This is a genomic window from Enterobacter sp. K16B (assembly GCF_020216105.1).
In the GTDB taxonomy this organism is placed as follows: domain Bacteria; phylum Pseudomonadota; class Gammaproteobacteria; order Enterobacterales; family Enterobacteriaceae; genus Enterobacter; species Enterobacter sichuanensis.
This window is the reverse complement of the sequence record NZ_JAIWJZ010000130.1, coordinates 1-21,577: the sequence shown is the minus strand read 5'-3', so window position 1 is coordinate 21,577 and position 21,577 is coordinate 1. Positions and strand designations below refer to the sequence as shown.

The window sequence follows — 21,577 nt, the reverse complement described above, 5'->3', positions numbered from 1 at the left end:
ATCCCTGTTTAAGCTGACGAACTAAATCCTAATACTGGCCTTTGGTACCGTCCAGAACATGCGCCTTAACGTTATCCTAATTTTGGGTTCAGACGATGCCACGACAAAAAATGTTGGGAAAGGATGCACACCAGGTTCCCGGCACGAACAACTTTGCGCACCTTCCTGCTTCAATGGATACCAGAAATTGCCAGACGGCCTTATCATTCAATAGGGGGCGTTGGCACAACTATCGATGGCTTCGTCGGCAGTGCTTTTGCTGCAAGGGAAACAGGACGTTTATGGAAGTGATTATGCAACAGGTTAATTCAATATCTCTGGTTAAGGTTCGCGACGCTACCGATGTATCCCAGACTCAATCTGACGTTGTGCTCTATGGTAAAAGCACCGGCATTCTTGTACCGGGGAAGGTGCTTGAAGCAGCAGTCCAGGTTAATGAGCAGCGTTTTATCCTGTTTCTGACGGATGACATTATTTTCGAGGAATCCCTGACGATTGCCCTTATTGACGTTCATGACGGGCTTAAAGAAATTGTTCATTTAGGAAATGAGTACTCGACAGGAACGTTTGCGGATCTCCAGGTTACTGACAATAGCGTGGATTTCAGGTTTATTGGGGATTATATCTGGACACTGAAAGTATCCGATTCACCTCGTCTGCGGCTTCCTTTTGTTTCGGATCCCAAAGGTGTTAAACGGACGTCAGGTCTGAAAAAGTACATAACGATAACTGCCGCACCGGCGTCGGAAAACGTAAGCTGAAGTCATTATTTAACAGAATGAAAAGGCTTTCCGCTGAGCTGGATAAATGCTCCAGAGAAGTATGCAGACTCAGCGAATGATGAAGACCTGAAAGCCCAGAAAATTTCCCGGCGACACTGAAGCATCACCCCATTAAACATTCTTCCTCTCATGCTCAATAAGCCATTCTTTGCGTGAAATTCCCCCTCCGTAACCCGTCATCGCGCCATCTTTTCCAATTATCCTGTGACAGGGGATCACAATCGCAATCCGGTTTGCACCATTAGCAGCAGCGACGGCGCGCACGGCATTTGGCTTATTTAGCCGCAGTGAAATGGCCTGATAGTGTGAGGTCTGTCCATAGGGAACTGCACGCAGTTCTTGCCAGACGGATTGTTGAAAATCACTGCCCGGAGCATCTAAAGAAAGATCAAACTGTCGACGCGTTCCGGCAAAATACTCGCCAATCTCTTTTACTGCCTGCCGGGTATGGCTGTTTTCTCCGGTGACAATTCTGGCGTTAAATAACCGCTGAATATCGCGAAATTCTGTTTCTAACATCCGGCGATCGGTAAACTCCAGCAGGCAGACTCCCCGCTCTGTCGCACAGACAAACATCGGCCCAAGCGTGGTGGTAAACCGGTGAATCACAATCACCTGGGTTGTCTGAGTCGGCGCTGCACCAGTAAGCCGCTTGTAGGTATAACCAAACCCGCTCAGGGATTCATAGCCATTGTCCAGCGCAACGTCCGTCGCCGCGCGTCCGCTTTTCAGCTCCTGCAGGGCAATGTTGACCCGCTGCATTCGCTGGAAAGCCTGAAAAGTGATGCCGTGATGTTGCAGGAACCAGCGCCTTACCCGCTCCGGACTGATGCCATGCTGACGAAGCTCCGCGTCGGTTACGCGGGATTTAATATCGCGCCTGACAAGCGCAAGCGCCTGTTCAACAAATAATGGCGCGCTGTGCGCATTTTCAGCGGGTCGGCAGACCTTACAGGGACGAAAGCCGGCCGCAAGGGCAGATTTGGCATCTTTATAAAACTCGACATTTTCGCGTTTGGGTTTTCGTGCCCGACATACCGAAATGCAGAATACGCCCGTGGTTTTGACGCCAACAAAAAACACGCCAGTATATTCTGAAGCACGCTCAAGTAATGCCTGATACCAGATATCGCATAAATTCTTATCGGTTATTTTCATCACTAAAAAGTCCTTCAAACGTCTGACGAGATCGGATCGCATGCATGACGTCAGACAGCGTTGACTGCATGGCCGAATGAACAAAATTGCCCATTGAAATGCGGCTTACCCCGGCACGTTTCAGCCTGTCGAATGACGGAAGATCGGGCATGCACATCACATTCAGAGGCAGCCCCGTTGCCTCTGCAATGAGGCTGATGTCTTTCTCTGACGTCAGACAGGGAACAAAAAGGCCGTCAGCCCCTGCAGCTTTATAGCGCTGACCCCGTGATATTGTCTCCTGCAACGCATCTTTATGTCCGAGCAGGTAAGTATCAGTCCGGATGTTCAGAAACAGGCGACAATTTTCGCTTCTCAGCGCATCACATACTGTGTTCAGAATACGGGAAAAATCAGAGGCATCGTCAAGCTGACGCACCCCGTTTATGACTCTGCTGTCTTCAAGGTTAACGCCTGCTACGCCTGTCTGTGCAAGGCGCCTGAGGTTGGCTGCTATCTCTTCGGCTGAATCCCCATACCCTGCTTCCATATCAACGCTCAGGGGCAGTTTGCTGACAGCCCGGATACGGGTGACCATATAAAATAGCTCATCAAACGGCATTCCCTGCCCGTCTTCATATCCCAGTGTGGACGCGATTGCTGCGCTGGACGTTCCCAGTGCCTGATAACCGGCTTCTTGCGCCGCGACAGCACTGGCAGCATCCCAGATGTTAGCGATAATAAGGGGATCATGCGGGTTGTGGAGGTCTGCAAAGTTCATATTAATATCCTCTCGATAGATTGAAAATGAATCTAAGCATTCCGTCAGAGTGTCACAACCGAAATTCAGACGACCATTTTTTCGCAAACGTCGTCTGAACTCGGGGGCGAACCAGACTGATACCTTTCAGGGTCACGTGCTGGCTTTCAGCATGGCAAGCACCGCCCAGCGTGCCGCATCGTCTGCGATATTTTCCGGCAGCGCATCAGCCCTCAGATTGATATAAGCGTCAACAGCCTTTCTGATGGCCATGCTGACGGAGTTACGATCGTGCATTGCCAGCGTGGAAGTCAGCAGGCCATCAGGATCAATGCCATGGAATTCAATACGGCGAACCCCACGTTGCGGTAGATTTGCACGACGGAACAGCATAGGTCCCAGCACCTGCTCCCGGAAGAATGACAGCATGCCAATCGCTTCGAAGAGTTCACCCCTTCCCAGTTTCACCACCGCATAATGAAGCCAAATCCAGGCTCGGGACTCAAACCACTCCGGCGTCATGTCAGGCCATTGAGCTTTAAATTTAGCCAGTTGTCGCTCCAGAGCCAGGTTATCACGGGTAAACAACACGGCTGGCTCCTCAACGCGTTGAGTGAGCATTTCCAGGGTGACAAATTTCAGATCGACATGAAGGAGCTCGGGGCCATACAGGCAGATAAGCAGACGAGGCTCTCCGACATGTTCCCCGGTGAAAGCATGGAGCAGATGGCCCAGTGTTCCGGCGAGCGCAATGCGCTGCGCCATGATGTCATCATAGTAGAGAGGGTCTACCACAACGATAAAATCGAGATCGGAGTATTTATCGAACCCACCATGAACAAGCGAGCCGCCAGCAAGAAGGGAGTGGATCCGCGAATCAGCCTGAAATGTAAGCCTGAGTTGCTCTGCAAAACTTCTGTGTAACTCGGGTAATGTACTAAGCATACTTTTTCCTGTTCACAAAAAAGACAAAGCATTACAGAATATCGAGTGATTTATATTCAGGCCAGATATTTTTGAAGGAACAGTCATTTTTCATTAAACGAACAGAGGGCTAATTCGCTCTTATTAAACGCCAGGCTTTATACGTTAATTTGAGGGGAGTCATCCAACAGAAGATTCCAAAGATAAAGAGTACAGCAACGCCTGATGAAATGATATTTTCGCGGGAAGCGAAGCACACCGCCAGGATGAACAGAACAGTGAGTACGATTGAAAGAATGAAAGTACCTTTAAAACGGTTTGATAGTGCCGGAAGCAAAATATCCAATGTGGTACTTTGTGTATGCACATAGCGTTTTAGCTTTTGCAGCTCTTCTTCGGTGAAACCCGATCTAAGCAACGTTTCTTCCGTTATCGCCATACCATTCCTCCTCCCTCTAATCAAAGCCAGTATACCGTTACCTTTGCAAAATAAAACCGACCAATTGACCAGTACTTTATATTGCTCCCCCCATCCCTTTGACCAACATCAACGACACCTCCCCTTCCCCTGTGGAGAATAAAAAATTCACACCACCCAGAGCTACGGATTAGCCGCCCCAACCCGGAAGGAACCTCACTATGTACAGACCCATCGTCGTCATTCTCTTCATTCTCCTGACCCTTGCCGCCCTCATTGAAACAGGCGTTTTATCCTTTGGATAATCCTCAAGAGAAATACCGTTCATCACGGCACATTGATCTCATTACAGTTTTTTCCTAAAGCCATCCCGTTTCGTCTGTGCCATGCTGAATCAGGCTCATAACCGATAACGTTAAATGAGGATATTATGAAAAAAACAATTATCGCATTATCTGCCGTTCTGCTGGCTTCTCCAGTATTTGCTGCGACCACACATGCAACTGACGATACCGTCGCGGCGGCGAACGCAAACGCCAACGAGGCGAAGCAAAAACTGCACGAAGAGCAGAACAAAGGTGAAGAGCTGAAGCTGAAGCAGAAACACGCTGCGGAAGGTAAAAGCGAAAGCTTTGGCAGCAAGGTCAGCGAAGATTCCCAGAAAGCCTGGCATAAAACCAAAGAAGGCACCGAGAAAGGGTGGGATGCCACCAAAGAAGGCGCTGAGAAAGGCTGGAACAAAACCAAAGAAGGTGCCAGCGAGCTGGAAAAGAAAGTCACTGAGTAACCCCTCCGAAAGGCCGCCCACGCGGCCTTTTTTATTCCCTGCCGTTCTGCTTCCTGGAGGCTAAACTTGTCTCAGGAGGGCACCATCATGAGCCACAAAGAGACTGCACCCGATACTCAGGGCGTGACCGTTGAACTACTTTCCATCGTCGATCTGGGCCCGGAGATCGCAGGCATGGACGGACGTCAGCTTCGCATGCGAAAAGTGACACTCGCCCCCGGCGCGGTCTTTGGTCCGGTCCACGATCATATCGATCGCCCCGGTACCGTTTTTATCCTCGAGGGGACCATCACCGATCATCGTAACGGTATCGCCACTGACTACGGTCCCGGCGTCGGCTGGCCGGAAGACCATAACACTGTCCACTGGCTGGAGAACCGGGGGACAGTCACCGCCGTCGAGATCTCGGTGGATATAGTGAAAACCACCTGACGCAAAAAAAGTCGAATAGATCCCGGGGGTGGCGCGTTTACTCCCAACCCCCCTGACTGAGATCCTGAGATGCTACGACGCCTGGTGATATTGCTGATTCTGGTTTGTCCGTGGGCGTTAGCTGCCCCGACAAGCTACCTTATCGACACCGAAAATACCGCCATTCGGCTTTCGTGGCATGCCTTTGGCGGTATTCTTTCCTGGGCGACATTCAGCGGCGTGACGGGTGCCGTAACGCTCAATCCGGATAACGATCTCGACGACCATATCCACGTCACCATACCCGTGGCAACCCTGGTGGCCTCAAACAAGCTGCTCACCTGGCAACTGAAAAGCGATATGTTTTTTGATGCTGAGCACTACCCGACTATCGAGTTCATCAGCTCCCGGGTGGTCGCCCAGGGCGCCGGGCGGTTCAGGGTGTTCGGCACGCTGACCGTACGTAACCTCGCCCGCCCGGTGATCCTGGAGGCGGTGGTGAAAGACCCGCATGCGCAGGCCCTCACGCTGGATGCCACCACCGCGATATCTCGCGCGGCCTATGGGATGGATAAATTTGCGCTGGTCGTTGACGATCGGATTGCCATCGCCATTGCGATACAGACGAACACGGTGCCGTCATCCTGAGATCGCGCGCTGCAGCTGTTCCGCGTTTTCCCGCAGGTGAGACGACGGGTTGCGGCCAATCAGGACAAACTGGTAGCCCGCATCCTGCCACCACGCCAGGTTCATACTGTGCCGCTGCTCCTGACGCAGAGAGGCCGTTGTCTTCTCATCGACAGGAGAGATACAGAGCGCCATCGGGCCGTAGTCGGCGTTGATCCACGCAACCTGCGCGATCGAGGTGGTTTCATAGCGCAGCATCCGCACCATTTTCAGCTCTGCTCCCTGCAGGGTAAGCTGCGCCATCTGCAGTTTTATCCCGATATCCTGCGCGGCCCGTTCCAGCCCGCGCTGCAGGACCAGCGCTGCGCTGTCCATATCCAGCAGGGTCTCCACGCTGTACAGGGACATATATTGTGCTTCGAGGTCGCGGATATGGGCGTTCTCATCGTCAGGGCCGGAAGCAGGACGCAGCAGATACCCCAGCCCGGAACCCACCAGCAAAAAACTGACCGAGGCGGCAATCAGCGCCCGCCTGCTGACGCCGGGCGGCGTGGAGGCCTGCGGGTCGGGAAGTGCCGCCAGACGCGCCTCCATCTCTGCCAAAGGCGCGTCGTCCAGCAGAGAGGCAAACGCCCCGGCGTAATCCTCGCTGCTTTTCATCAGCTCGGCGGTCCGCCCGGAGAGGCGTTCGTCACGCTTCAACTGTTCTTCAAACTGCTGCGCGTCGGCGCGACACATCTCGCCATCTATCCATGCCACGATAGCTTCGTCGTTATAGGGCGGTGTAAAACGGTGCGAGTTCAAGAGCGTTTCTCCTTTACCGGAGACAATACATCGGCGGACCTGGCAAGCGTTGCCCGTGCCGTGGCCAGCCGGCTCATCACGGTACCGACTGGCACCGCCAGGGTGTCCGCCGCCTCCTGGTAGGTAAAGCCTTCGACATAAACCAAAAATACCGTGTTGCGCTGGGCTTCAGGCAGCGCGTTAACGCGCTGCATCACCTTCAGGTAATGCAGGTGCGTCTCAGCCTGCTCACGGGTGTCCGGTGCCAGAAGCTCGTCGCTGGCGACAAACCCCTGCCCCTGACGAACGTGCCGTGCCCTAAGCTCAGAGATCCAGATGGAGTGCAGGATCGCGAACAGCCACCTGTCGATGCGTGTACCCGGCGTATACTGGCTGCTTCTTTCAAGCGCGCGCACGCAGGTGGACTGAACCAGCTCTTCGGCGATATCCCGGTTTCGCGACAACACCAGGCCATAGCGCCAGAGGCGCGGCAGGTGTGCGGCAAGCTGTTGACGAACCTCACGGCTAGCGATGGGTTTTCCCTCCACGAGAAAATCAGGATTCCGGATGTCCGTTGATGGCGGCCTGCAGGTCACGGTACTCCTCGCAGGAGTGGCCACAAATACCGGCAATCACCTTCAGTTGTTCTTTCGCGAGGTCAGGCCGTCCTTTCACCATCCACGCTTCACCGAGGTATTCCCGGGCTTTGGCATAATCCGGGGCGATAGCCAGCGCACGCTGGTAGTAACCAATCCCTTCATCCGTGCGGCCAAGCTTACGGGTGGCATACCCGCGATAGTTCCACGCTTCTGCCGTGTTACCGTTTTTCAGGGAATCCAGCAGGTTCAGCGCCGCCTGGTACTCTCCTTTTTTCGCGAGATGGTACGCATAGTTGGTTTTGTCCTGGTCGCTGAGGCTGCTGCTCTTGTCCGGCACACATTTCTGGGTTGCGCTGTCATACACCTGTCCGGACGGACAGTCGGGCGTTTTGCTCTCGGTACTATTATCGCCCATGGCCAGCGCCAGCGGAGACAGCAGGGAAAAAATCAGCAGCGGGACAAGACGAAACGAGGTGGTGTTCATAGTAAGCTCCTGAGTCAGAAGAGAGTGACATCAGTAAACGCCCGACTGATGATTTTTATTCATTTTCCGGTTCATTTTTTTACTGTCTTAACATCAGGCTGACGTTATCGCCGCAGTGAAAATGAATCAGGTTATATTCATTTTTGTCTTCTTAATGTTATTCGTTTCGCGTGATAGCAGAAATTCAAGCGGGCATGAAAATATATTTCATTTTTCAAGTAACATAATATATCTTACATCAAAAATGTTACCCTAACTTAAATGCACATTAAGCATGATTAAATAGTACCGTTTTTAATTATTTTTAACCTCCCTCCCTACCAATTATCACACTACATCAAAAAAGGATTTAACAGCGTCTGACATTCAAACAAAGATTTTTAAAAACAATAAGATAGATACGTTATTTTATAAACACCATGAATGCATTAATACATCTTTGATTTTTACCTCGTTATTTCCCAACGCTTAAGTTGCAGATTCAGAGTTTTCTGGCTATATCATTTTTATATCCTCAAAAACCAATTCCTCTATTAATTACAGGGTTTTATACGACGCAAAACACGAATTAAAACTGATCGCTTTCATATGTCATTAGATTCGCTCTGATGTTGCCACTCTGAATCCTGGCGGGCATCGTGCGCCCTAAAAATAACGGTGAGTGCTGCTTTATAACAGCCACTCCGCCGGGAGCGCGCTTTACCCTTCACGCAGATGGCTCATCTCGCTCGCCGTTCACGACAACGCTGCTGGAGTCAAAAATAAATGAGCCAAATCTCTGTTATATCGAAACTTACCGGTGTGGAAACCACCACGGAAGGCACTCAGGTAACCCTGAACCATTCCTCTATCGTTGAGCTTAAGGTTGAGCGAGCTAATGTGGCCGATTTCGCCCGCAGCGGTAACGATCTGGTGATCACGCTCCACTCCGGCGAGGTGATTACCCTTAAAAATTTCTACGTCACCGATGCGCAGGGGGCGAGCCAGCTGGTTCTGCAGGACAGTGAAGGGGTGCTGTGGTGGGTCCAGGATCCCGCCGGTGCGGCCACCTATGAATCCATTGCCTCTACTGACGTCCTGCTTGCGGCGTCAGGCAGTGATGCCGGTGGTGCCGCCATCTGGCCGTGGGTACTGGGTGGCATTGTCGCCGCGGGCGGCATCGCGGCGGCGGCAAGCACCGGAGGCGGTGGTGGTGGAGGTGACGATGACAACAACTCGAACCCCGGCACGCCGACAAACCCTTCCGATCCGGATACCACGCCGCCGAATGCCCCAACCGGCCTTCAGTTCTCTGCGGACGGTAAAACCGTCACCGGTAGCGCCGAACCTGGCAGCACCATCACGCTGAAAGACGCCAACGGCAACGTGATCGGCACCGGCAAAACCGGCAGCGATGGTAAATTCACCGTCGACCTGGGAACACCACTGACCAACGGCGAACAGATCACCGCCACCGCAACGGATCCGTCGGGAAATACCAGCCCGGGCACGACGGTGACCGCCCCGGACACCACCGCGCCGGATGCCCCGGATATCCTGATCGTGAACGACGATGCGGGCGCCACGGCTGGCCCGCTGGAAAACGGCCAGCGTACTGATGATGCCCGCCCGACCTTCAGCGGCATCGGCGAGCCCGGCAGCACCATCACCCTTTACGATAACGGCAAGCAGATTGGCACCACCAAAGTAGATGCCAAAGGGAGCTGGAGCTTTACCCCCACCAGCGATCTCGCCAACGGCAGCCACACCATCACCACCACCGCCACCGACGCGGCAGGCAATACCAGCCCGGCATCCGGTGCCGTGAACTTTATCGTGGATACGGTCGCGCCAGGCGCGCCTGTTATCACCAGCGCAACGGACGATGTCGATCCGGTGACCGGATCAATCAGTAACGGCGGCAGCACCAACGATCGGCGACCACAACTCAGCGGCACCGCAGAGGCGGGCTCCACGGTGACCATCTATGATGGCTCTGTCGCCATTGGCACGGCGGTAACCGGCAGCAACGGCGTCTGGACCTTCACTCCGCCGGTGGATCTCAGCGAAAGCACGCATCAGCTTACCGTCCGGGCAACGGACGCCGCCGGTAACACCGGTCCGGCGTCCCCGGTCTACACCATTACTGTCGATCTCACCGCGCCAGGCACCCCGACTGCGATTGTGCTGAACGATGATACGGGTCTCATTAAAGGGGCGATTACCTCGGGCCTGTTTACCGATGCCTCTCAACCGATTCTGGCAGGGCGAGGCGAGCCCGGCGGGATCATCTCCCTCTACGATAATGGCGAACTGGTGGGCACAATTAAGGTCCAGCCTGACGGCACCTGGAGCATCAAGCCAGACAGCCCGCTTGCAGAGGGGGCCCACTCGATCACCGTACAGGTCACCGACGCGGCCGGTAACACCAGCGCGATGTCGCAGCCAATCAACTTCATTGTGGATACCACTCCGCCAGCCATGCCTGTCATTGCCCTTAACCCTGAGGGCACGCAGATCACCGGCACCGCCGAGCCTAACAGCACCATTGTGATCACCAACAGCGACGGCGTTGAGATCGGCCGCACGACGACAGACGGTAACGGTAATTTCGTTGCCACGCTGACGCCTGCGCAAACCAACGGCCAGGAGATCTCTGTCGTGGCCTCCGACGCCGCAGGTAACCAGAGCCCGGCCGCCACCGTCACCGCCACAGACACCACGCCGCCTCAGGCACCTGGCAACCTGCAGGTCTCGGAGGACGGGCAAAGCGTCAGCGGCACGGCGGAAGCTGGCAGCACCGTCACCATTAAAGGGCCGGACGGCACGGTTATCGGCACAACCACCGCGAATGATGATGGCACCTTCAGCACGCCAATCAGCCCGGCCCAGACTAACGGTGAGGTGCTGACCGTCATCGCGACCGACGGCGCCGGCAATGCCAGCCTGCCGAACACGGCCACGGCACCCGATAACACCGCTCCTCTGGCACCAGACAACGTGGTGGTCTCCAGCGATGGCACCACCGTTACCGGGACTGCCGAAGCGGGCAGCACCGTGACCATTCGCCAGGGGGATGTCATCGTCGGTCAGGCCGTTACCGACGACCAGGGCAACTTTAGCGTGACGCTGAATCCGCCAAAAGCCAACGGTGAAGCCCTGACCGCAGATGCAACCGACCCTGCCGGTAATACCGGGCCAACCACGCCGGCTCTCGCGCCGGACATTACCCCGGCGCAAACCCCGGTGATTGTCTCAGTTGTCGATGACGTCCCGGGCACCACGGGCACCATCGCTCAGGGCGGGCTGACCAACGATGCAACGCCAACCATCAGCGGCACCGGCGAAGCGGGCACGCGGCTCTATATCTACAGCGGCAGCGATCAAATCGGCACGCTGATTATCCCCTCTTCCGGCCAGTGGAGCTTTACCCCGACCGTGCATCTGCATGAAGGCGGCCACGTGCTGAGCGCGACGGCCATCGACGCGGCAGGCAACGCCAGTGGAACCTCTAACACCTGGAGTATTACGGTCGACAGCGTCGCCCCTGGCACGCCGGTCATTACGCAGGTGGTGGACAATGTTGAAGGCCGCACCGGTGCGCTTGACGTGGGTGAAACCACCAACGACCCGACCCCGACGCTCAACGGCACCGCCGAACCAGGCGCGACGGTCACCATTCGTCTGGACGGTAACAGCATTGGCACGGCGGTCGCCGCAAGCAACGGCGCATGGAGCTTTACCCCCGCCACTCCGATTAACAATGGCTCACATACCTTAACCGTCGTCGCGACCGATGCGGCAGGTAACAGCAGTTCACCTTCCGGCGGCTTTACCTTTACAGTCGATATCACGCCGCCGCCTGCGGCGACCATCGCCACCGTGACCGATAGCGTGGGCGACGTGCAGGGCCCGCTCAGCAGTGGCGATACCACGGATGACACCCTGCCGCAGCTGCAGGGCAGCGCGCCAGCGGGTACCATCATCACCGTCTATGACGGCGATACCCTGATCGGTACCGCTGACCTCGACGGCAACGGCGGCTGGAGCTTTACACCAACGACTCCGCTCACCGATGGCCCGCATTCGATCACCGTCCATGCCACGGATGCCGCCGGGAACACCACCGTCTCCGATCCGTTCGACCTGGTGGTAGACACCGTCGCCCCTGCCACGCCGGACACCCCGGCCGTCACCGTTAATCCGGATGACACAACGCCAACGCCGCTGAACCCGGGAGAAGTGACCCGCGATACCACCCCAACGCTGAGCGGCACCGGAGAGGCGGGTGATACCGTCGCTATCTATATCGGCGGCGTCAAAGTTGATGAGGTCCCGGTAGGCAGCGACGGCAACTGGAGCTGGACGCCAACGACCCCGCTGGATAACGGCACCTATGACATCACCCTCACCGTCACCAACAAGGATGGCGCGGGCAATGAAAGCGCCCCGTCCCAGCCAGTGACCATCACCATTGATACCGACGCACCGGCCACGCCTGATGCCCCTACCGTGACCGACAGCGTGAGCCAGATAACCGGCCCGGTTGCCGATGGCGAAACCACGAACGATCCGCGTCCGGTACTCAGCGGCACCGGTACGGCAAACGACGTGATTATTATTTATGACAGCATTAATAATCAGCCTGCCACCGAAGTGGGTCGCGTCACCGTAGACAGCAATGGCAACTGGAGCTGGCGTCCTGAGAGCGATATTGACGAGGGAAGCCACCAGTTTACCGCCACGGCGACAGATGAGGCGGGCAACGTTTCGGCCACCTCACCCGGCATTACGATTACCGTTGATACCGTGGCACCGGACGTTCCGGTCATTGGTGCCGTCGGCGGCGGAGCAAATGGCAGTACGATCACGGATGCCACGCCTACCGTTGGCGGAACCGGCGTCAACGGCGAGACGGTGATCGTCTATAACAACGGCGCCGAGGTGGGACGTGTCGACGTAACCAATGGCGAATGGTCCTTCACCCTGCCAGCCCAAACCGACGGTCCGCTGAACATCACCGTGGCGGGCGTTGACGCGGCGGGTAACGTCAGCGCCACCAGCCCGGTCTTTACCGTCACGCTGGATACCGTTGCGCCTGAAATACCGCAGATTAACGCGATCTCAGACAGCCAGTTCGCAAACGACACGCTTTACACCCGCGACAGCACGCCAACCCTCACCGGTACAGGCGAACCGAACAGTACGGTGATCGTCTCCGTGGACGGCGTACCATCACCTGTAACGGTGACGGTACAGCCGGATGGCAGCTGGAGCTGGACCGCGGGCAGCCCGCTGTCGGATACCCCCCACACCTTTACCGTCTCGGCGGTTGACCCGGCGGGTAACGCCTCCGGCAGTTCTGCACCGCTTAGCGTAACGGTGGATACCGTCGCGCCGGCAGACCCGATCAATATCAACGTGGCCGCGCAGGGCACGCCACTGACGGGTACGGCGGAAGAAGGTGCCACCATCACCGTAAAAGACGGCAATGTGGTGATTGGTACCGGTGTCGCCGCCGCTGACGGCAGCTTCTCCATCGCACTCAGCCCGGCCCAGCAGGATGGTAAAACGCTGACCGTGATCGCCACCGATGAGGCAGGCAATGGCAGCCCCGGCGCGAGCTATACCGTTACCGGTACGTTGCCAGGTCTGCCGGATGTACCGATCATCACCGACATCACTGACAATATCGGGGACGTAACGGGCAACGTACTGGGTAAAACCTCGGACGATACCGCCCCGGCCATCAGCGGAACGGCCCCTGCCGGCAGTCTCGTCACGCTCTACCTGGACGGCAGTTTGATCCCGCTGACCACAATTTTGGTGGGGTCAGGCGGCACATGGAGCTATCAGCTACTCGCACCGCTGAGCGCAGGCGATCACTTCTTTGAAGCGACTACCACGGCCAACTTAATCACCAGCGGCCGTTCCCCGGCCGCCACGGTGACCATCGACCTCACCGCCCCAGACACCCCAACCATAGGCGCAGTGATTGATGATGTCGCGCCGGGCACCGGCCCATTGACCAACGGCCAGGCCACCAACGACAACCAGCCGACCCTTACCGGCACCGGCGCGGTGGGCGATACCATCTCCGTCTACAGCAACGGCGTGCTGCTGGGGACCACACAGGTTGGCAGCACGGGCACCTGGAGTTACACGACGCCTGTGCTGGCAGAGGGTAATAACGTCCTGACCATCCGCGAGACCGATCCGGCCGGCAACCAGAGCGGAGATTCGACGGGCTTTACCATCGTGGTTGATACCCTCTCCACCACACCGGTGATCACCAACGTCACCGATAATGTTGGCAACGCCCCCACCACCGTGGTCAGCGGCGATCCGACTAACGACGCGACGCCAACGATTACCGGTACGGCAGATGCGAACAGCGTCGTGACGATCTTCGATGGCGGCACGCAGATTGCCGTGGTCACCGCGGATGGCACCGGCGCATGGTCGTTTACCCCTGAAACCGCCCTCGGTGAAGGGCTGCACAGCTTTACCGCTATCGCCACCGATCCGCAGGGTAACGTCAGCCAGGTCTCCAACACCTGGGGCGTGGTGGTCGACCTGACGGCGCCCGGGGTTCCTGTGCTGGATACCGTCAGCGACAACGCGGCGGGCGGGATTGTCGGGAATCTCACGACTGGCCAGGTCACCAATGACGCGACGCCAACCCTCACCGGGAGAGGTACCGCGGGCAGCACCATCCACATTCTGAACAACGGCGTGGAAATTGGCACCGCCCCGGTAGACAGCAACGGCAACTGGAGCTTTACCCCTAACCCGGCGCTGGGGGATGGCAGCTATAACATCCGTATCAACGCCAGCGATGCCGCCGGTAACGTCTCCGCCAACTCGCCGGTCTTCGTCTTCACGGTCGATACCACGGGCCCTTCCGCGCCGGGGATCACCAGCGTGATTGACGATGTCGGCCCGGTGACCGGTACGCTTACGTCAGGTAACAGCACCAACGATGCGCGTCCAACTTTCAACGGCACGGGCGAAGTCGGTTCCACGGTGCATATCATTGTGGACGGAAGCGAAATTGGCACCGCGGTGGTCAACGCTCAGGGGAACTGGACCTTTACTCCGGGCACCGCGCTCGGCGAGGGGGCACACGCCATCACCTTCAACGCCACCGACGCCGCAGGCAACACGGGCGCCACCACGGCACCGTTTAACCTGACGGTGGACACTGTCGCCCCGTCAGCACCGGTGATCTCCACCGCGGCTGACAATGCCGGCAGCGTGCAGGCCCCGCTCACCTCCGGCCAGAGCACCGATGACACCACGCCAACGCTGACGGGCACGGCGGCGGCCAATGCCACCATTACGATTTACGAGAATGGTCAGCCGGTCGGCACCGCCACGGCGAACGGCAGCGGCGCATGGAGCTTTACGCCGTCCACACCGCTGGCGAATGGCAGCCACACCTGGACCGCCACGGCCACCGATGCGGCGGGCAACGTCAGCCCGGCCTCCTCTGGCTTCACCCTGGTGGTGGATACTACCCCGCCAAACGCGCCGGTTATCAGCCAGGCGATTGACGATGTGGGCAGTATCACCGGCGCACTCAGCTCCGGGCAGACCACCGACGACACCGTGCCGCGCCTTGTCGGAACCAGCGAGCCGTTTGCCACCGTCAATATCTATGAAGGTGCAACACTTGTGGGAACCGGCACCGCGGATGCCAGCGGAAGCTGGAGTATTCTGCTTAACACCACCCTGGCGACGGGCGCGCACAGCTTCACGGCCCGCGCGACGGATGCGGCAGGCAACACCAGCGTTCCGTCAGCGACCTTCAGCCTGACTATCGACACCACGCCGCCTGCGCAGCCTTCGCTGAGCAGCATTGTGGATGACGTCGGTAATGCCGCCACGCCGATTGCCAACGGCGGATTAACCAACGACGCGCAGCCGACCCTGACCGGTACGGCGGAAGCGGGCGCGACGGTGAAAATCTTTGATAACGGCGTGCAGATTGGCAGCGTGACCGCCACCGGCGGGGCGTGGAGCTTTACGCCAACCACACCGCTCGCGAACGGCCAGCACAGCCTGACCTTCACCGCCACGGATGCGGCCGGCAACGCCAGCACCCCCACTACCGGGTATGTGATCAACGTCGATGCCACCGCGCCAGCGGCGCCGGTCATCAGCTCGGTCGTGGATGATGTGGGCAGCATCACCGGGCCGATAACCGGCGGCAACCCAACCAACGACGCGCGTCCAACGCTGAACGGTACCGCGGAAGCCAATGCCACCGTGCGCATCTACGACGGTGCTACCCTGGTTGGCACGGTCACCGCTGATGCCAACGGCAACTGGACGCTGCCGCAAACCACCACCACGCTGGCGGAAGGCTCGCATACCTTTACCGCCACCGCCACGGATGCGGCGGGCAACACCAGCGTGGCATCGGCCCCTACCACTATAACGGTGGATCTGACCGCGCCTGGCGCACCGGGCAGCCTTGCGGTCATCACCAACGGGACGCACGTGACCGGTACCGCCGAAGCGGGCAGTACCGTCACCATCACCAGCAGCACCGGGACGGTGCTCGGTACCGCAACGGCGGACGGCAGCGGCAACTTTAACGCGACCATCTCCCCGGCACAGACCGACGGTGAATCCCTGCTGGTCTACGCCACCGACAAGGCGGGTAACGCCAGCCTCAGCGCCTCGGTGACCGCGCCTGTTACGCCGATCCCGAACGCACCGGTTATCGCCAGCATCAACGATAACGTGGGCACCGTGACCGGCAATCTGACCAACGGAAAAACCACTGATGACACCACGCCAACCCTGAGCGGGACGGCCCTGGCGGGCTCCACCGTCACGCTGTATAACAACGGCGTGTCAATGGGCACCGTGGTGGCCGACGGTTCGGGCAACTGGAGCTTCACCACTCCGGCGTTAGGTGAAGGCGCTCACGCCTTTACCGCCACCGCGAGTAACAGCGCCGGTACCAGCCCGGTCTCCGGCGCGACCACCGTGATCGTCGATCTCACCGCCCCAACGGCGCCGACGGGCACCTTCAACGCCGACGGCAGCGTGTTGACCGGCAACGCGGAGGCCGGCAGCACCGTCTCTATCCGTCTTGCTGACGGCACCACGGTGACCACCACCGCGGGAAGCAACGGGACCTACAGCTACACCTTCCTCAACAAGCAGACGGAAGGCCAGACGCTGCAGATCACCGCCACCGATGCCGCGGGGAATACCTCGCAGCCGGGTTCAGCCCTCGCGCCGGTGGTGCCGCTCTCCGCCAGCAATAACGTCGAAGAGCTGGATCTCAGCACCACCGCCACCGTCACTAACAGCCAGTACAGCGATTACGGCTTCCTGCTGGTGGGTGCGGTGGGCAATGTCCTGACGCTGCTGGGGAATGACACCGCTCAGGTGGACTTCACGGTAGGCAGCGGCGGCAGTGCCGACATCGTGGTGAATGCCAACGCTACCGGCGCCGTGCTCTCCCTGCTCAACACCCTTGAGCTGGTGGTGCAGCGTTTCGATACCGTCAATGGCACCTGGACCACGGTGGTCGATACCGGCCAGCCGCAGTTCGCCGACCTGCTGACCCTGGGGGCCACCGGCGTATCGCTGAACCTCACCGGGCTGGCGAACGGTGACTATCGCGTGCTGAGCTATAACACCAACCTGCTGGCCACCGGCTCGTACACCAGCCTCGACGTGGCGGTGAAAGAGACCAGCGCGGGCACCGTCACCGGCGACACCAGCCTGAACGGCAACGTGATCCTCGATACCGACCCCACCGCGGGGAGCGACAATGCCCCGGCAGGCACGACGGTCTCCGCCGTCACCAACGCGCTGGGGGTCACCACCAGTGTGAACGCTGACGGCACGGTCGTACAGGGGCAGTACGGTACGCTGACCATTAACCGCGACGGCAGCTACACCTACAACCTCACCGACACCAGCGCCGCGGTGATAGGCCGCACGGAGAGCTTCACCTACACCATTACCCATAACGGCATCAGCGCGTCGGCAAACCTCGTGCTGTCGCTCGGCGCGGGCAGCGTAACGAACGGCATTGTCGCCGTTGACGATACGGCTTCCCTGACCTTCGACACCAGCGTACACGCCATCGACAACGGTACCTCGTCGCAAAGCGGCTTTACCCTGGTGGGGATCAATCTCGGCAACACGCTCGGGCTGAACCTGCTGGACGACATGACCAACCCGATCATCTACAACGTGGAGGAAGGCACCACCCGCACCATGACCATCCAGGCCTCCGTCGGCGGCGTGGCGCTGGCGTCGGTATTCGATCTGTACGTCTATAAGTTCAACAACGCCACCCAGACCTTCGAGCAGGTTCGCGTTGAGTCGGGCTGGCTGCGCGCCCCGCTGCTGGGCGGCACGTCACCTCAGCTGACGCTGAACCTGCCTGCCGGGGAGTATCTGTTCCTGCTCAATACCGCGGCGGGGATCACCGCGCTGACGGGCTATACGCTGAGCGTTCTGCAGGATCATGTCTACAGCGTGGCGAGTATCAGCGAGACAACCACGGGCGACGTGCTGACCAATGACCCGGTTCCGGCAGGAACGGTGGTCTCGGAAGTGAACGGCGTGGCGGTCAACAGCAGTGGCACCACCACCATTCAGGGGGAATACGGCACGCTGACCATCGATTCGTCCGGCCAGTACACCTATACCCTGAAGAGCGGCATGGGCGCGGACCATATCAGCACCCCGGATACGTTTGTTTACACCATCACCGCGCCAGACGGGTCGAAAGATACGGCGACGCTTAACATCACCCCAACCGCGCGGGCGATGGATGCGGTTAACGACGTCAGCGCCGCGATGGACGTGACCTCGGTACACCACACGTCGACCTACTCCGATACCACCGTGGGCAGCGCCCAGTGGACGACGGCGCTGTTCTCGTCCACCCAGGGCAGCGGAAGCGGCACCTTTGTGGTGGATCCAAACACCGCGCTGCATAACGCGTCGCTGCACTTTAGCGTCTCCTCGCTGCTGGCGCTGGGCGGTCTGACGGTGAACTGGGCGATCAGCGACGCCAACGGGGTGATCCGTAACGGCTCCTTCAGCGGCGGTTCGCTGCTCGGCGGCAGTATCGACGTTCCGCTGACCGGGCTGGACCTGAGCGCCGGGACCTATACGCTGAGTTATACCGGCAGCGTACCGGGGCTGAGCGTGGGCACCATCACCATTACCCCAAGCGTCAACGGCACCACCTACTCGCTCAGCCAGTTCGACGCGACCAGTGGCCACACGGTTGACGGCAACATCTTCGACGGCACGGATTCCGCCGGGGCGATGGATCAGCTGCACTCGGTGGACACCCGCGTAAGCATTACCGGATACAACGGCGTGACCACCACGCTGGATCCGTATACCGGCAGCACCACGGTGAACGTGGTGGGCCATTACGGCACGCTGGCGATTGGCGCGGACGGCCACTACACCTACACCCTCAATACCGGGGTGTCGCTCTCATCCATCACCTCGAAGGAGACCTTCAACTACACCCTGACCGATGCCAACGGGAAAACGGACAGCGCCACGCTGACCATCAATATGGCGCCGCAGTTCATCAGCTCTGAACATAACGACGTCATAACCGGTACGGCCTACGGCGATACGCTGATTTACCAGGTGCTGAACAGCACCGCAGGCAACGCCACGGCGGGGAACAGCACCGGCGATCACTGGACCAACTTCTCGCTGGCGCAGGGGGACAAAATCGACATCGGCGATCTGCTGGTGGGCTGGAACGGTAGCGCCTCAACGCTCGGTAATTATCTCCATGTTACTAATAGTAATGGCAATACCGTGATCTCCATCGACCGTGATGGGACAGGAACCACCTACGCTAATAGTGCACTCGTTACGCTTGATGGCGTTCAGACCACCTACGACGAGTTAGTCAACCAGCACCACATCGTTACCTGATAGCACCTGTAGTACCTGACCCGGGCGCACAGCGCCCGGGCATAAACAATAAAGCTGTACTTATTTTATTAGGGACATGACATGGGAATGAAGATGCCTTACTGGTGGCTTTCGTGCTGCCTGATCTCTGTACCCGCTCTCTGCGCGAACCCGGCGGCAACGATCAATACCGGACAACTTCGCGAAACGCAGGAACTCCCCTCACTGAATGGCCGCGTGGCGCCTGTCGCGGGCAATGCCGCCCCCGGCACGCTGCAGCTGAGCGACGCCGTTAACCGCGCCGTGACCTGGCACCCGTCGATTAGCGAAGCGGTGGGAAAACTCTACCAGCAGAGCGAAGAGGTGGACGTCGCGAAATCAAAATACTATCCACAGATTAATGCCGGTATGGACAACGGCTACAGCCATGACGGCGACGATAACGGCTTTACCCCGTCGCTGGTTCTTTCTCTCTCCCAGATGCTGTATGACTTCGGCAAAGTGGCAAGCCAGGTGCGTGCCGAAAGCGCCGGAGTGGCCCAGCAGCAGGCGAACGTGCTGGTGAGCATCGACACCATCGCCCATGATACCGCCATCGCCATGGTGCAGGTGCAAACCTGGCAACAGATGGTCGACACCGCCAAAGAGCAGCTCGACGCCCTCTCCTCGATTGGCAAGCTGACCCGCCAGCGTAACGACGAAGGGGCGACTTCGCTTTCAGACGTGGTACAGACCGATGCCCGTATCGAAGGGGCCCGCGCCCAGTTGATGCAGTACCAGGCCAGTCTGGACAGCGCCCGCGCCACGCTGATGAGTTTTCTCGGCTGGAATTCACTGAACGAGGTAGGAAACGATTTTCCGCAAAAGCTGGCCCGCAGCTGCGACGTCGCCGAGCCGGACGATCGTCTGGTGCCAGCGGTGTTAGCGGCATGGGCGCAGGCCAACGTCGCCCAGGCCAACCTTGACTATGCCGACGCGCAGATGACGCCCACCGTCTCACTGGAGCCGGAGGTGCGCCATTACCTCAACGACCGCTACGCGGGAAACGAAACGCGGGATCGCACCCAGTATTCCGCGTGGGTGAAAGTGCAGATGCCGCTCTATCAGGGCGGCGGCCTCACCGCCCGGCGTAACGCCGCCGGACACGCGGTGGAAGCGGCGCAGTCCACCATCCAGCGCACCCGGCTTGAGGTACGCCAGAAGCTGCTGGAGGCTCGCAGCCAGGTGATGAGCCTGCTCAGTACCCTGCAGATTCAGGGCCGCCAGGAGGCGCTCAGCGCCCGCACCCGCGAGCTGTACCAGCAGCAGTATCTTGATCTGGGCTCACGCCCGCTGCTCGACGTGCTCAACGCCGAGCAGGAGGTCTATCAGGCACGTTTCACCCAGCAGCAGACCCTCGGCCAGCTGCACCAGCTGCAGCTCAACTGCCTCTACAACACCGGGCAGTTGCGTCATGCGTTTGACCTTGATAACCGCACCATCCAGACCGTGGAGATCCAGCCATGAAGCAGCGTGAGATTCCGCAAGGTGAAAACATGACGGATGAGGCCCTGGTCCAGTGGGCGCAGGCTTTTGGCTTTGTCGCCACGCGCTACCGCGTTGCTTGCTCCCCAGGCGCCCTGCTGGCAGGCGCGCCGTGGCTAAAAGGCAAACCGATGGTACCCGCTCTGACTCAGCTTGCCCGTGAGGCGGGGCTGTCGTTTCAGTTGCTCACAGCCGATAAGGCGTCGCTCAACAGCTGGCGTCTGCCGGTAGTCGTGGCGCTGAACGACGGCAGGATCGGGGTGATCGAACACTTCGACGGCGACGATACGCTGGAGGTCAGCTTTTTCGACGACCAGACCTACACCAACCGGCTGTCGATGACGGGGATGTTGCCCGCCATCCGTCACGTTATCGCCCTGCGTCCACTGGCAGCGCTGAAGGACAGCCGGGTGGACGCCTATATCTCGAAATAC

Annotated in this window: 13 protein-coding genes and 1 pseudogene; 7 read left to right on the top strand and 7 right to left on the bottom strand. The window is 58.6% G+C overall.

The genetic code is table 11. The features are described from left to right. The first annotated feature begins 281 nt into the window (after window positions 1-281). Entirely contained in the window at window positions 282-761 is a 480-nt protein-coding gene (locus LDK53_RS20165; protein ID WP_225287905.1) for a hypothetical protein, read from the top strand. A gap of 132 nt (window positions 762-893) precedes the next feature. On the opposite strand, the gene LDK53_RS20160 is transcribed toward LDK53_RS20165, so the two are convergent. From LDK53_RS20160 to LDK53_RS20145, 4 genes are all read right to left on the bottom strand, one after another. Continuing rightward, window positions 894-1,940: a bifunctional transcriptional activator/DNA repair enzyme AdaA gene (locus LDK53_RS20160; protein WP_225287917.1), complete on the bottom strand. Its 1,047-nt coding sequence runs from the start codon at window positions 1,938-1,940 to the stop codon at window positions 894-896. Continuing rightward, window positions 1,924-2,700, bottom strand: coding sequence for an isocitrate lyase/PEP mutase family protein (locus LDK53_RS20155; RefSeq protein WP_225287904.1), 777 nt, complete (start codon window positions 2,698-2,700; stop codon window positions 1,924-1,926). The genes LDK53_RS20160 and LDK53_RS20155 overlap by 17 nt, the downstream gene beginning before the upstream one ends. 132 nt (window positions 2,701-2,832) lie before the next feature. Next, the gene (locus LDK53_RS20150; RefSeq protein ID WP_225287903.1) at window positions 2,833-3,624 is read right to left on the bottom strand and encodes a nucleotidyltransferase domain-containing protein; all 792 of its coding nucleotides are present in this window, start codon (window positions 3,622-3,624) and stop codon (window positions 2,833-2,835) included. A 109-nt stretch (window positions 3,625-3,733) separates the two neighbouring features. Further along, window positions 3,734-4,042, bottom strand: a complete 309-nt coding sequence (locus tag LDK53_RS20145; RefSeq protein ID WP_225287902.1) for a hypothetical protein — start codon at window positions 4,040-4,042, stop codon at window positions 3,734-3,736. Window positions 4,043-4,451: 409 nt separating this feature from the next. Between LDK53_RS20145 and LDK53_RS20140 the strand changes: the two genes are divergently transcribed. The 3 genes from LDK53_RS20140 (at window position 4,452) to LDK53_RS20130 (ending at window position 5,867) form a co-directional block, all read left to right on the top strand. Beyond that, window positions 4,452-4,808: a hypothetical protein gene (locus LDK53_RS20140; protein ID WP_008502540.1), complete on the top strand. Its 357-nt coding sequence runs from the start codon at window positions 4,452-4,454 to the stop codon at window positions 4,806-4,808. Between the two features lie 87 nt (window positions 4,809-4,895). Then, a complete protein-coding gene (locus LDK53_RS20135; protein ID WP_225287901.1) occupies window positions 4,896-5,240 on the top strand; it encodes a cupin domain-containing protein in 345 nt (114 codons plus the stop codon). Window positions 5,241-5,309: 69 nt separating this feature from the next. Next, window positions 5,310-5,867 (top strand): YceI family protein, encoded by a 558-nt coding sequence (locus tag LDK53_RS20130; RefSeq protein WP_225287900.1) that lies wholly within the window; start codon window positions 5,310-5,312, stop codon window positions 5,865-5,867. Here the strand turns inward: LDK53_RS20130 and LDK53_RS20125 are convergent. From LDK53_RS20125 to LDK53_RS20115, 3 genes are read right to left on the bottom strand one after another with little or no spacing between them, the layout of a single operon-like run. Continuing rightward, window positions 5,859-6,650, bottom strand: coding sequence for an anti-sigma factor family protein (locus LDK53_RS20125; protein WP_225287899.1), 792 nt, complete (start codon window positions 6,648-6,650; stop codon window positions 5,859-5,861). The genes LDK53_RS20130 and LDK53_RS20125 overlap by 9 nt on opposite strands. Next, on the bottom strand, window positions 6,647-7,177 hold the full coding sequence (locus tag LDK53_RS20120; RefSeq protein WP_225287898.1) for an RNA polymerase sigma factor: 531 nt from the start codon (window positions 7,175-7,177) through the stop codon (window positions 6,647-6,649). The genes LDK53_RS20125 and LDK53_RS20120 overlap by 4 nt, the downstream gene beginning before the upstream one ends. A 7-nt stretch (window positions 7,178-7,184) precedes the next feature. Continuing rightward, complete coding sequence (locus tag LDK53_RS20115; protein ID WP_025759282.1) at window positions 7,185-7,712, bottom strand: tetratricopeptide repeat protein; 528 nt, start codon at window positions 7,710-7,712, stop codon at window positions 7,185-7,187. A 765-nt stretch (window positions 7,713-8,477) separates the two neighbouring features. Here LDK53_RS20115 and LDK53_RS20110 point away from each other — a divergent pair. From LDK53_RS20110 to LDK53_RS20100, 3 genes and pseudogenes are all read left to right on the top strand, one after another. Further along, complete coding sequence (locus tag LDK53_RS20110; protein ID WP_225287897.1) at window positions 8,478-19,640, top strand: BapA/Bap/LapF family large adhesin; 11,163 nt, start codon at window positions 8,478-8,480, stop codon at window positions 19,638-19,640. An 81-nt stretch (window positions 19,641-19,721) separates the two neighbouring features. After that, complete coding sequence (locus LDK53_RS20105) at window positions 19,722-21,125, top strand: TolC family outer membrane protein (protein ID WP_225287896.1); 1,404 nt, start codon at window positions 19,722-19,724, stop codon at window positions 21,123-21,125. Next, window positions 21,122-21,577, top strand: a pseudogene (locus LDK53_RS20100) (type I secretion system permease/ATPase); the annotation flags it as partial. The gene LDK53_RS20105 and the pseudogene LDK53_RS20100, both read left to right, overlap by 4 nt.